Here is a 13,065-nt window from a genome sequence, read left to right as displayed (position 1 = left end):
AGGGCAAGACACCACGGTGTGGGTCAGCGCGAGGTGGAGTCACGATCACTGGACGGAGAGGCCAACACCTACTCTGCCAGCCAGTCCCAGACCAGCCACTGTCAATACTCACAGCGCGAGGTTGCTGCGCCGCCGTCAGGTAGCAATTAGCCGGATTGGCGGAGCGCCTTGCATTTCTCCCGGCAGAAGCTGAGCCTCAGGTGGACCGCGCCGCGAACGATGTCTGTACCTTGCGTTCGGGAGCAAAGGGCGCGAATGCCGAGTTTCAATTACTCCAGTGAGAACGACGAACGCCCCCGGGATGTCCCAGGGGCGTTCTTCGCGGCAAGTCCGAACTCGGTCAGCACTGCCTCACAGCGCCGTACCGGTTCGCCTCAGACTCAGTTGCCCGAGTCGCCGCCTTCGTCAGCCGGCTCCGAGGCGGGAGCGGAGGATTCCTTGCCCGCCGCATCCTCAGCCAGCGACGGGTCAGCGGCGACGGCATCCTCAAGTGCCTTCTTCAGACGATCCTGAGCCTTTCCGTACTCCGCGAAATCGCCGTCCTTCAGCGCGGCATCGGAGTCCTCCATGGCCTTCTTCGCCTCCTGCAGAGCGTCGTTGAGAGCCTTGTCCGGCGAGCCGGACTTCGAATCCGCGTCCTCTCCGCCGGAGGTCGATCCCGACTCGCCATCTCCGCTGTCCTCGGTTCCGGCATCGCCGGCCGAGGCGCCGGAGTCTCCGCCGAACACCTGGTCGAGCGCCTCGTCGAGGGTCGGGGCGAACCCGATGTCCTCACCGAAGGCCACGAGCACGTGCTGCAGCAGCGGATAGGAGGTCTCACCGGCGGACCGGACATAGACCGGCTGGACGTACAGCAGACCGCCGCCGATCGGCAGAGTCAGCAGGTTGCCGTTCTCGACTTCGGACTCACCCTGACGCAGCAGGTTCAGACTGCGCTGCACATCGGGTGCGGTATTGAAGTTGTTCTGAGCCTGACCAGGTCCGGGCACAGTGGTGTTGCGCGGAAGCTGCAGCAGCCGCAGCTTGCCGTAGCCCCCGGCTGTCTCGCCCTTCTTGTTGCCGGCATCGGCATCGGCAGAGAGGAAGCCGGTGAGGTTGTTTCTCGACTGCCCCTCGGACGATCGAGCCGGGATATACGAGCTCGTCAGCGAGAACGACGGGGCCTGTTGGCCCGGCATCTGCAGGGTCATGTAGAACGGCGGCTGCGTCAGTCCGCTGCTCGCCTTCGTCGTCGGATCGGTCGGCAGGGTCCAGAAGTCCTGACCGGAGTAGAACTCACTGGCGGAGGTGACATGGTACTTCGTGAGCAGGTCGCGCTGGACCTTGAACATGTCTTCCGGGTACCGGACGTGGCTCATCAGGTCACCGGACATCTCCGACGACGACTTGATGAGTCCGGGGAACACCTTCATCCAGGTCTTCAGAACCGGATCGTCCTTGTCCCACTGGTACATGTCGACGGAACCGTCATAGGCATCGACGGTGATCTTCACCGAGTTCCTGATGTAGTTGACCTCATCGTCCGGCAGAGTCGCCACCGAATTCGGAGCCGACGCCGTGGTCGAGTCCTCGGTGGCCTGCTGGAGCGGCTGCGGTGTCGAATACGGGTAGTCCTCGGCAGTGGTGTAGCCATCGAGGATCCACTTGATCTTCCCGTCCACGACGGCCGGGTACGGATCGCCGTCGACCTTGAGGAAGGGTGCGAGCTTCTCGACACGCTCACGCGGGTGACGATCGTAGAGGATCTGGGACTCGTCGTTCAGCGCGTCCGAGAGAAGGATCTGCTCGTCCTGGAACTTCAGGGCGTAGGCGAGGCGGTTGAACACATTGCCCACCGACGGTCCGCCGTCACCGGAGAAGGTGCTGTTGACCTGGCCTGAGCCGCTCTTCTCATCGGAGGGGTAGTCGAGCTCACGCGGAGTCGCATCCTTCGGGGCGCCGACGATCGAGTAGTCCGGAGATGACTCTCCGAAGTACACACGCGGCTCGTAGTCGGGGAACTCGCCCTTCGGGGGAATATCCGACTCCATGAACAGCGGCTCGCCGTCCGGGTTGCGCTGGTTGCCGTTGGCTGCGACCACACCGAATCCGTGGGTGTAGACGATCGCCCGGTTGAACCAGCTCTGGTTGTTCACCGAACTCGGGGCGAGTTCGCGCACCGAGATGACGGTGTCGCGCATGTCCCCGTCGATTTTGTAGCGATCGACGTCGAGCTTCTGCGGGAACGAGTAATACGGTCGCACCTGCTGCAGCTGCCGGAAGGTATCCGAAACGAGGTTCGGATCCAGCAGACGGATCGACGCCGCGGTCTCTGCGTCCTTGCGCAGGTCGCCCTTCTTGCCAGTGGTGCTCGGCGAATACGGAGTCACCTCGATGTCATCGAAGTCGAACGCATCGCGCGTGGCGTCGATGTTGTGCTGGATGTAATCGGATTCCTTGCTCTGCTGCGACGGATTGACCTGGAACTGCTGGAGCAGGGCCGGGTACGCGATGATCGAAACGCCGCCGAGCACGATGAGGGTGAGCGTGGCGATGATCGAGATCCGCCAGTTGCCTTTCCACGCGGTATAGACGAACAGCAGTGCGACCAGGACGGCGGCGATGGCAACGATCGCCATGGCCGGCAGGGCGGCATGATCATCGACGTAGGTGACGCCGGGGACGATCCCGCCGGCAGCGGTCATCCGATCGTAGCGGGAGAGCCACAGCCGACCAGCCTGAACGATGACGAGAACCGCCACGGTGATGCCCAGCTGCCACTGAGCGGCCTTCGTCAGGATGACGCCCTTCTGCTCGCCCGGACGGATTCCGCCGAAGAGATAATGGGCGACGAGGGCGGCGATGAGCGCCAGAAGCAGAGCCATGCCCAGCTGGTTGCCGATGAGGCGCAGGCCAGGAAGGACGAAGACGAAGAACGACTTGTCGAGACCGAACTGAGGGTCCTTGGAGCCGAACGACGTCGAGTTGATCCATTCGAGGATCGTGCTCCAGTTCGCCGAGGCGGTGATGCCGGCGAGGACACCCATGACCGCGGGAATCGCGATCGTCGCGACCCGACGCAGAGGCTCGATGGCCTCACGATAACGGTCGAGGTTCTCCTGTCGCGGAGTCGTCGGCGCGTAGACCGGACGATGGCGGTAGGCCAGATGGAGACTCAGCCAGACCGGAACGGCTATGAGAATGAATCCGCCGAGGAATGTCAGTCCGCGGGTGAGCCACATGGTCCGGAAGACGTTCGCTGCGTCGATCTGGCGGAACCACAGTACCTCGGTGTAGACCTGGGTGAAGGCGATGAAGGCGATCAGCAGGATCGCCACAGACACGAGGGTGAGCAGCAGCGGCGAACGTCTTGGCCGATTCGCCGGCATGCGTGCGGAGGTGGGTGAGGACGAGGTGCTCACTACTGCCCTTTCTCATTGTTGTCGGCACCATCGGCGGGACATTTCGGCAGGTCCGAAGTGTTGCCGGCGGCGTATTGCTCCACGGTGGTCTGCGCGTCATCGAGCGTGTCGATGCGCGCCACCGTGATCTTGGATTGGTCTGCGGCGGCCATGACCTCCGCACAGTTGTCGGCGGGCGAGAGGAACAGCGTCGCTCCCTTCTCGGTGGCGGCGGCCACTTTCTGGCGAGCACCGCCGATCGGGCCGACCGTTCCGTCAGGGGTGATCTCTCCCGTGCCCGCCACATGCTTGCCGCCTGTCATCGCACCGGGAGTGAGTTCATCGATGATGGCCAGAGCGAACATCGTCCCGGCTGAGGGACCGCCGACGCCGTCGACGTTGAACTTCACGTCGACGGGGAACTCGAAGTCCTGCTTCATCGTGATGCCGATTGCCTTGCGGTCGTCGACCTTCGCGGGAGTCAGGGAGATCGTCTTCGATTTCCCGTTGCGTTCGATGCCGAGCTCGACGGAGTCCGTCCCCTGGACTGTCCTGCTCATGATCTGCGCGGCCTGGGGATCGGAATCGAGCTTCTTGCCGTTGACCGACATGAGTCGGTCTCCCTTGCGCAGCTTGCCCTGAGCCGGAGCGTCGGCGACGACGTCATCGACCGACAGATGCACGGAGTACGACTTGTCCATCTGGCCCATGGCGGCGGCGATGGCGACATCCTGGCTCGAGGACATCTCGACCGCATTCGATTCGGTCACGTCCTCGCGAGTGGTGTCCAGCGGGTAGTACGCCTCCGTGGGGACGACGGTCTGTTCGCCGTTGATGAGGGCGCCGAGTGCCTGAGAGGCAAAGATGTCGCGACCGGGTCCGCCGCTGACGGCGACGGTGAGCATGTCGATGCGGCCTGCAGTCGGATAGGTCTTGGCTCCGGAGACGCTGATCATGGGGTCGCCCTGGTAGTCGCCGAGGGTGTTGAAAACCGGTCCCGGCAGCTGAAGCATGTACGGAACCGGCAGAAGCACGGCCAGCGCGATGAAGACGTAGGTGAGAACGCCCGAGGTCGTGGCCAGACGTGGAGTCCGACGTCGTTTGGTGCCGCGTGTCGGTGCCGATGACGCCGGCACGGCCCGAGGGGCATTCTCTGTCATGTAATCCTTTCGCTGCACCGCCCCACCAGTCTAGTTGAAACCTCAGCGTCCGTTTCACAGACTCCTTTCGCCCGGTGCGAACATCCTGCGAAACCTCCCGGAATTGGGAAGCTTCGCACATTCGGAACCGTTAACGTTGATGTCAAACCGATTCTTGGGGGCTGTAGAACAATGACCGATGACAACAACAACGAGCAGAATCCGTTCGAGCAGATCTTCGGAATGCTCTTCGGTGCGAATGGTCCCGGATCCGGTCAGGGAGACGACAAGACCAGTTCGGGCATGCCGCAGGGCTTCTCGATCGATCCGGCGATGATGTCCACGATTATGAATCAGATGCAGGGGCTCTTCGGACAGGGTGCCGATTCGCAGGCCCAGGCAGTGTCGATCGCTCAGAAGGCGGTTCCGACTCCCGACCCCTCTGTGTCCGAGGACGCCGAGCGGGCGACGACCGATGCGTTCCGTCTGGCGGAGCTCTGGCTCGCCGAGGCCACCGAACTCTCGGTCGCCAACCGCTCCGCCCGTCCGCTGCGCCGAGCCGACTGGGTCAAGGAGACGATGCCCGGCTGGCAGAAGTTCGTGCTCCCCATCAAGGAGAACATGTCCTCGGCCCTGACGGACACGCTCGAGTCCCAGGTCCCGGCCGAGATGAAGGGCATTCTCGCAGGGGCATCATCGATGTTCGGATCGATGAGCGATTCGATGTTCGCCATGCAGATCGGACAGGCCGTCGGCGCGCTGTCCGAAAGCGTCCTCACCGGCACCGAGGTGGGACTCCCGCTGCTCCCCCATGACACTGCCGTGGTCATCGAGAAGAACGTCGAGACGTTCGCTTCCGAGATCGACGTCGAAGTCTCCGAGGTCCGCATCTACCTCGCGGCTCAGGAGCTCGCCCACCTCGCTCTGTTCGAGCGCGCCCCGTGGCTGAGCGCCCAGGTCGAGACTGCCCTGACTCGTTATGCGCAGGGGCTGAAGGTCGACACCTCGCAGATCGAGGACATGGCATCGAACATCGATCCGTCGAACATCTCCGACCTCAGCGACAATATCCGCCAGGGACTGTTCAACCCGCCGACGACCGACGATCAGAAGAAGGCGCTGACGTCATTGGAGAACCTCCTCGCCGTCATCGCCGGGTGGGTCGACGTTGTCGTCTATGAGGCGTGCAAGCATCTGCCCGGTCGCGATCAGATCCGCGAAGCACTTCGCCGTCGGCGGGCAACCGCGGGACCGGCGGAGAAGACCTTCTCAACCCTCGTGGGCCTCGAGTTCAACCCCCGCCGTCTCCGAGATGCTGCCGCGCTCTTCGCGTACCTCGAGACGCAGGGCGGCGCCGAAGCCCGCGATCGCGTGTTCTCCCATCCGGATCTGCTGCCGACCACGCAGGACCTGGACGACCCGCTGGGCTATTCCGAGCGACGTCAGGCCGAATGGACCAATGAATCGAGCATCGATGAGGCCCTGTCACGCATCCTCGCCGAGGGCCTCGAGGGAGCCGGCGGCAGCGAAGCGAAATCAGAATCCGAGGAAACGGATCGCAACGACACTGCGCCGACCGACGACAGCAGCCCCGACGACGACAGCTCGGACGATCGCGACGATCGCTGAATGATCGATCTCGAAACCGCCCGGCAGGAAGTCGAGCGCGGACCGCGGAACTCATTCTCCGAATCCTTCGCGGAGCTCTTCAACCGGCAGGGCGTCGATTCCCTGCACCGCTCCGGGGGTGAGCACCACCTCACAGCCAGCTGTCTGGTCATCGATCCGGTCACCGAGGCCGTTCTCCTCAACCACCACCGGAAGGCCGGCCTGTGGGGTCAGTTCGGCGGACACCTCGAATCTGCCGACGCCTCGCTCCATGATGCCGCTCGCAGAGAGGCCGAAGAGGAAAGCGGTCTGCGCCCGCTCACGCGAGTCACTGCAGATCCCATCGACTTGCATGTGCATGACCTCTCGGCCGCATTCGGGACCTGCACCCGACACTTCGACGTCGTGTTCGCAGCCCAGGCTTCGACTGACGATTCGCCGAATGTTTCGGACGAGTCCTTCGACGTCGCATGGTTTCCTCTGGACCGACTGCCCGATGACCTCATGCCCGACCTGCCGGACCGGCTGCCGGGCCTATTTCGCTCCGCTGTGTCAGCGCTCAGCTCCCGCGCCTGAATCGCTCCCCGTCGCTGAATCCTTCGAGGTAGAGTTTTGCGTCGGACTGCCGCGGATGGCGATCGGCCAATGCATGGAATTCCTTCGAGTGCGGACCGATCTGGAGATGGACGAGTTCATGGACGACGACCGTCTCCAGCACCCAGCGCGGCACGGCCCGCAGGCGATGAGAAACGCGGATGTCACCCGTCGACGTCGTGGTTGACGCCCATCTGCTGACATTCTGGTTCGTCACCCAACGGATCGACGTCGGTCGCAGCCTGCCGCCGAAGAAGCGACTGCTCATCTCCTCAGCCAGCTCGGCGAGGTCGGCATCCGACGAATGATCACGCGCGGAGAGGCGATTGAACAGATCCGTCAGCGAACGGATGTTGCGCTCCACGCTGTACCGAACGGGAGTGCGCAGCACGTAGGTCTCGACTTCCTTCGACACGGCGACCGTCTTCTTCCGCCGCGCCGATCGACGCACTTCTATCTCGCCCCGGGCGATCGCCCGCAGCACCTCTTCTTCATTCCACCGCTGTGCTCTGCTCACCGAACCATCATAGGAAACCGCACTGACGCGGTGACAGTGTCAATGGAAGCGTGGCGGCGTCCCTGAAGCGGCTCTGAAGACGGACAGCCTTCAGAGTTTGTGAGTTTGCTGAGTCTGCCGAAATTTTGAGGGCAGATCCCCCGTCCACAGCCGCCTCGGTGATCGCAGTCCCCGCGGAACGGGAGCTGATCCGACCCGGGAGCATGTTTATCAACAGCCACACCGTCACTCAAGGCACCTTTCCTCCACAGACTCCACGGCGATTCCCACAGGTTATCCACAGGCTGTTGACGTGTCTGTGCATGACGGTGCATTGACGCGGAGGCTTTTGCGGAATAAGTTCTATGCTTGACCCCGGAAAACCCGAGGATGCGTGCGGAAGGGGAAGCCGCACGAGTCCTCGCGAGCGCCTGGGGCACTATGCGGCTGAGGGCATGCCGGGACGAGTTTCCGGTCTGTCCTCAGCCGTTTTTCCACAGGGTTGTCCACAGCTTCTCTCCTGCCGTGGCCATTCTGTCTCTCGTTCACTACTGTGGAAGTCTCCACGATGGCGAGGCGAAGGGGCCGAGATGTTCAGAATCTTTCCGAGTGTTCCCATCACATGGCGTTCGCCCTCGTGCATCCAGTTCGGCGCGGATGACCCTGTGCTCATCGATGGGCTGCTGCTCGGTGACGCCAGTCTCATCGAAGATCTCCGTCTCGGGATCGGCTCGGCTCAGTTCTATTCACGCGCTCAGGAACTCGGGGTCGACCTCAGCAGGGCGAGCTCCCTCATCACCCTCCTCGGCGAGGCGGGTGTCCTCATTCCGGCCGACGCGGACGGCGGCGCCGTGCCGAAGGGGTCCCCGGTTTTCGCCGCGGCGCGCATATTCAATCGGTCGCCGGATCGGGTCTCCCAGGTCCTCGGGTCCCGGCCTGTGCTGGTCACGGGTCCTTTGCGCTCCCATGTCGAAGGGCAACTGGCGGCTCTCGGATTCGCCGTCGCCGCGGCTCGCCGTGTCGAGGAGCTCGATCTCATGGCTTCACCGGTAGTGGTCACGAGTTCTCACCTGGTTCCGGATCTCAATTCCGCCATGTGGCTCAGTGATCGCGAAGTCGACCACTGTCAGGTCGTCCTCGGTGAGCAGTCTGTGGAGATCACGGGACTCATCCGGCCCGGTTCGACACCGTGCTCTGTGTGTTCCTGCCTGCATCGGAAGGACAGCGATGCCGGTTGGCTCGATCAGCATCCGCGTCTGCGTGCCCTGCCGGAGCGTGAGAGCCTGAGCGATCCCGCCGCACGCTTCCTCGGTTCGGCGCATGTTGTTCAGATGCTTCGTCAGGCGCTGCTGCGTACCGAAACACCACCGATCCGACGCGTGGTCACCTTGGATGCCGGCGAGGTCACGGATAGCGGAATGACCTTCCACGATCGCTGCCAGTGTCGCACGCCGATCCCGGATTTCGGGTCAGTCGCCGAGCAGACCCAGTAGGTGAGTTCCGTAGAGTTCGAGCTTCGTCGCACCGATTCCGGGGACCCGCGCAAGTTCGTCGAGGGTGCGGGGACGGACCTCCGCGATGACTGAGAGCGAGGTGTCCGTGAGCACGAGATACGGCGGCAGTCCCTGCTCCATTCCGATGCGCACCCGCCAGCGGCGCAGACGGTCCAGCAGTTCGAGATCGATGTCGGCAGGACAGTCCGCACATCGTCCGACTGCACGGTCGATGTGCGAGACCAATGCCCTCCCGCAGCCGCGGCAGCGGTTGAGCGCCGCAGAGTTCGACGCTGTGCGGCCATCTCCCATCGTCGGTCCGGACTGACCGAGTTCAGCGAGGAAGCGTGACGACCTTCTCGGTTTCTGTTTGGAGTCGAACCGGGCCAGCGACCAGCTCATCCGCAGGTCCGTGCCTGCACGCGTCAGCGCCACGTAGAACAGGCGGCGTTCCTCAGCGATGGCTCGAGGCGTCTGGGCATAGCTGATGGGCAGCAGACCTTCGCTGAGACCCACCAGGTGCACGCTGTCCCATTCCAGGCCTTTCGCTGCGTGGAACGACGCCAGAGTGACGCCTTCGATGTCCGGGGCGAACTGGTGCTCGGCACGATCCGATAGGTCGCTGAGGAAGACCTCCATCGGCACAGGGAGTTCCTGACCGTGCTGATGCTCCTCGGCGAGGTCGACGAGGGCTTTGAGCGATTCCCAACGCTGTCTGCCGGCCCCGGCGGCCGGCGGCTCTCGGGTGAATCCGAGAGAGGCGAGAACCTCTGTCACGGCTTCGGTCAGACGCTGTCCGCTCGAGGTCGCGCGTGCGGCCTTGAGCATGAGAACGGCCTCCTTGACCTCTTTCCGCGCGAAGAAGCGCTCTCCGCCGCGCAGCACATAGGGAATCCCGGCTGCGGCCAATGCCTGTTCGTAGGAGGGGCTCTGTCCGTTCGTGCGGAAGAGAACTGCGATGTTGCGCGGACGACGTCCGGCCTGGATCTCTGCCGAGATAGCCTGGACGACCCCGGTGGCCTCGGCCTCGTCGGTCGGATACTCCACCATGCGCGGCTGGCGGCCAATCGGGTTGTCGGTCCGCAAGGTCAGCGCGGTCCGAGAGGTGTGTCGCAGCAGATTGTTCGCGGTGGACACGATGGCCTGGGACGACCGGTAGTTGCGCACCAGGCGGATCGTTCTGGCCTCGGGCATCGACGTGCTGAGCGAACCGAGCAGGCTCGCATCGGCTCCCGCGAAGGTATAGATGGTCTGAGCGGGATCGCCGACGACGCAGAGATTGTCACGGGGGCCCAGCCACCGGGAGAGAACATCGTATTGGAGCGGCGAGACGTCTTGGAATTCGTCGACGACGAAGTGCCTGTACTGTTCGCGGATCTCGGCTGCGATCGCCGGATACTCGGCCAGAACACCCGAGAGCACGAGGAGCACATCATCGAAATCGAGCAGCCGTCCCCGTGTCTTCGCCTCCCCGTAGGCTTCGAAGATCCGCACCATATCGTCGACGCTCAGCTGACCGGGGAGGTCCCGGGCCGCTGCCTTCGTCGCATAGTCGTCGACGCCGAGCAGGGACGACGCCGCGAACTCGATCTCCGACGCGACGTCTCTGGTCAGTTCCCGACTGGTCTCCAACCCGAGGCTCTGCATGACCGAGCCGATGATGCCCGCCTTGTTCTCGATGATCCGCGGAAAGTCTCCTTCGGCGAACCGGTCCCAGAAGAATCGCAGCTGACGCAGCGCTGCGGAGTGGAACGTGCGGGCTTGGACCGCGGGGACTCCGAGTCCGCGCAGGCGTGAGCGCATCTCCCCCGCCGCCTTGGCGGTGAATGTCAGCGCGAGGACATGGTTGGCAGGGAACACATCCGACGCAATTCCAAAGGCGATCCGGTGCGTCATGGCGCGGGTCTTACCGGTGCCGGCACCGGCGAGGACGATCACCGGTGAGTCGAAATGGGTGGCGACGGCGCGCTGTTCCTCGTCCAAGGCCTCGAGCAGGGCCGTGGCCGAAGCGTTCATGCGTTGTCCAACCAGCTGTACAGGAGCTGACCGGCGATTGAGATCGTCGATGGAGCGCGCACCTCGCCGTTCGCAATGGCAGCGCGCAGCTCCGCCCGGGTGAACCAGCGCAGCGAGGCGATCTCCGCCTCGTCGGCGGCGAAGTCTCGGGTGGGAGCGACGGCCGAGAAGCCGAGCATGAGCGAACAGGGAAACGGCCACGGTTGGGAGCCCAGATACCGCGGGTCGGTGACTTCGAGATGAGCTTCTTCCCAGATCTCGCGGATCACGGCGTGCTCGAGGGTCTCACCCGGTTCGACGAATCCGGCCAGGAGTGAGTAACGGTCGGATTCCCAGGCGGCGTTGTTGCCCAACAGGACACGTTCGACACCGTCCCGATCGGTGTTGACGATGACGACGATGACGGCAGGATCGGTGCGAGGGAAGTGTTCGCTGCCGGTCTCCGGGTCACGTCGGACCCATCCGCCCATGACCGGGGCGGTCGGGGTGCCCGTGCGCGGGGAGAACCGGTGCGCGCGATGCCAGTTGCCGAGACCGACGATCTCGCAGGCCAGGGACACCTGCACATCGTCGAGGGATTCGGCGAGGTGACGCAGGGGCAGCCAGACTGGTTCGGAGCTGTCGATGCCCTCCCCCGGTGCGGTCAGCCAGTCAGTGGCGTCCCGTGCACGCGATGCATCCAGTCGGGCGTCGAGGTGACTGCGCCCCTCGTCGTCCAAGGACACTCCGATATAGCGGGCGCCCTGCGGGTCACAGCCGAGGTAGACCTCTGTCTGCCCCTCCGGCACCGATTCGCGGTCCGTCAGGAAGAGGCCGCCGCCGCCGACGAGCAGAGTCCCGCGGTGTTCGAAGACGGCCCGGGCTCCGGAGACCCAGATCTCGCTGAGATCCCCGTCTCGGCCCCGAGTCAGATGGTCACGATCGATTCCGTGTCGGGCGAGGCTGATCGGCTGCACAGGAGGCAATGGCTTCATGAACTCCACGATATCTCAGCGTCCTGACACCACGACCGTGGCCGTGAATGCCTGGCAGAACCCGAAAGTCCCCTCGGCAGACACGCTCGACAGCGAGTCCCGTGTCTCAGCCGAACCCAGACGGTAGATTGGGGAAGGTGGATACCAAGGCGCTCAAGTTGACTGCGATCGCGGCGACGATGCTCGACGGCTTCGTCCCGACGACATGGACACCCCTGCCGCCGCTGGATGCCGGAGTCAGAGTCCTGCTCGGCGATGACGATCAGCAGCTCGTCGCAACGGCTCAGACCCAGCTCGATAGGACCGCAGACATCGGCTCAGCAGCCGAGGCGGGACGAATCTACGAGTCCATGTATCCACACGCTGACTTCGTATGGCCGCGTCTGCGGGCCATCACCGAGGTGGACGCGGACTATTTCAACACGTCGTCCCCGACGACTGTGACACTGGCCGATCCGCTGCCGGGTGCGCCGCTGGGAGATGTGCCCATCTCCGACACCGCGCGGGCCAGCTCGTTGGCACAGGCTCTTGCAACTCTGCATTCGGCTGCGCCCGAGCCCGTCGCCGATGCCGGTTTCCCGGTGGAGGATCCCTCTCGATCACAGTTCCTCATCCTTGAGCGCCTCGATCAGGCGGCGAGCACCGGACGAGTTCCGTCGTCTCTGCTGCAGCATTGGGAGGAGGAATTCGAGAAGGTGGCGCTCTGGCATTTCCTCGCCACGCCCATCCACGGCTCTCTCGATGAGACGAGCGTCTATACCGATCAGGAGCGAGTGCTCGCACTCGCCGAGATCGGTCGTCTGCGCGTCGCAGATCCGGCCATCGATCTGGCGGCGGCCTCCGCGCTGATCGATCCTGCCGCCCTGCCGACTTTCTACGACGAGTACCGCAACTCCCGGCCCCGCGCCGATGAGCATGTCATTGCCCGCGCCGAGCTGTTGGCCGAATTCGCGGTGCTCGACTGGCTGCTCGAGGCGGTCGACTCCGGGGATGAGACCGCCGTCGAGGATGCCGCCGGGCTCCTCAGCTCGTTCAACGAGGTCCTGTTCGGTTCCTCCGCCGATGCATCCGCCTCTGCTGAGGAACCGACTTCTGAGTCCGCGACCGAACCTGCAGACGGTGGAGACACTCGCGGAGTGGCCCCGAGTTCCTCTGCTCCGGCAGCGGCTCATGCTCCCGACGTGGAAGCCGCGATCACGGAGACCGCAGCCCCCGATGTGTTCATTCCCGGAGCTCAGCCTCCGTCGGCGCCCTCGGATGACGATTCGGAGTTCGACTCCGAGCCGGGATCGCAGGTGCGGACCGAGCCGACTCGGGACACCGACGAAACTGATGACGGGGAAGAGACCGGCCGGATCCGCTGAT

At 64.0% G+C, this 13,065-nt stretch carries 9 protein-coding genes; 4 read left to right on the top strand and 5 right to left on the bottom strand.

Features of this window, described 5'->3' with window-relative positions; translation table 11 throughout:
• Window positions 1-380: 380 nt before the first annotated feature.
• Together BI49514_RS05525 and BI49514_RS05520 are read right to left on the bottom strand one after the other, a co-directional pair.
• Window positions 381-3,401, bottom strand: coding sequence for a UPF0182 family membrane protein (locus BI49514_RS05525; RefSeq protein WP_101544969.1), 3,021 nt, complete (start codon window positions 3,399-3,401; stop codon window positions 381-383).
• Complete coding sequence (locus BI49514_RS05520) at window positions 3,401-4,540, bottom strand: YlbL family protein (protein ID WP_101544967.1); 1,140 nt, start codon at window positions 4,538-4,540, stop codon at window positions 3,401-3,403. The genes BI49514_RS05525 and BI49514_RS05520 overlap by 1 nt, the downstream gene beginning before the upstream one ends.
• Before the next feature lie 171 nt (window positions 4,541-4,711).
• On the opposite strand from BI49514_RS05520, the gene BI49514_RS05515 reads away from it, so the two are divergent.
• Window positions 4,712-6,148: a zinc-dependent metalloprotease gene (locus tag BI49514_RS05515; protein ID WP_101544966.1), complete on the top strand. Its 1,437-nt coding sequence runs from the start codon at window positions 4,712-4,714 to the stop codon at window positions 6,146-6,148.
• Window positions 6,149-6,703 (top strand): NUDIX hydrolase, encoded by a 555-nt coding sequence (locus BI49514_RS05510; RefSeq protein WP_101544964.1) that lies wholly within the window; start codon window positions 6,149-6,151, stop codon window positions 6,701-6,703.
• Here BI49514_RS05510 and BI49514_RS05505 read toward each other — a convergent pair.
• Window positions 6,687-7,238, bottom strand: coding sequence for a M48 metallopeptidase family protein (locus BI49514_RS05505; protein ID WP_101544962.1), 552 nt, complete (start codon window positions 7,236-7,238; stop codon window positions 6,687-6,689). The two genes, BI49514_RS05510 and BI49514_RS05505, sit on opposite strands and share 17 nt — an antisense overlap.
• A gap of 569 nt (window positions 7,239-7,807) precedes the next feature.
• Here BI49514_RS05505 and BI49514_RS05500 point away from each other — a divergent pair.
• A complete protein-coding gene (locus tag BI49514_RS05500) occupies window positions 7,808-8,710 on the top strand; it encodes a hypothetical protein (RefSeq protein WP_101544960.1) in 903 nt (300 codons plus the stop codon).
• Here the strand turns inward: BI49514_RS05500 and BI49514_RS05495 are convergent.
• Window positions 8,687-10,726 carry an ATP-dependent DNA helicase UvrD2 gene (locus BI49514_RS05495; protein WP_101544958.1) on the bottom strand — a complete coding sequence of 680 codons (2,040 nt, stop codon included), beginning with the start codon at window positions 10,724-10,726 and terminating at the stop codon, window positions 8,687-8,689. The genes BI49514_RS05500 and BI49514_RS05495 overlap by 24 nt on opposite strands.
• Window positions 10,723-11,700, bottom strand: coding sequence for an NAD(+) diphosphatase (gene nudC / locus BI49514_RS05490; RefSeq protein ID WP_101544956.1), 978 nt, complete (start codon window positions 11,698-11,700; stop codon window positions 10,723-10,725). Before nudC ends, BI49514_RS05495 begins: the two co-directional genes overlap by 4 nt.
• 158 nt (window positions 11,701-11,858) lie before the next feature.
• Here nudC and BI49514_RS05485 point away from each other — a divergent pair, with 158 nt between their 5' ends.
• Complete coding sequence (locus BI49514_RS05485) at window positions 11,859-13,064, top strand: protein kinase family protein (protein ID WP_244195078.1); 1,206 nt, start codon at window positions 11,859-11,861, stop codon at window positions 13,062-13,064.
• The last annotated feature ends 1 nt before the right edge of the window (window position 13,065 follow it).

The sequence above is a fragment of the Brevibacterium iodinum ATCC 49514 genome, assembly GCF_900169265.1.
Classification (GTDB): domain Bacteria; phylum Actinomycetota; class Actinomycetes; order Actinomycetales; family Brevibacteriaceae; genus Brevibacterium; species Brevibacterium iodinum.
The sequence above is the reverse complement of the archived record's forward strand: the minus strand, read 5'-3'. Positions and strand labels throughout refer to the sequence as shown.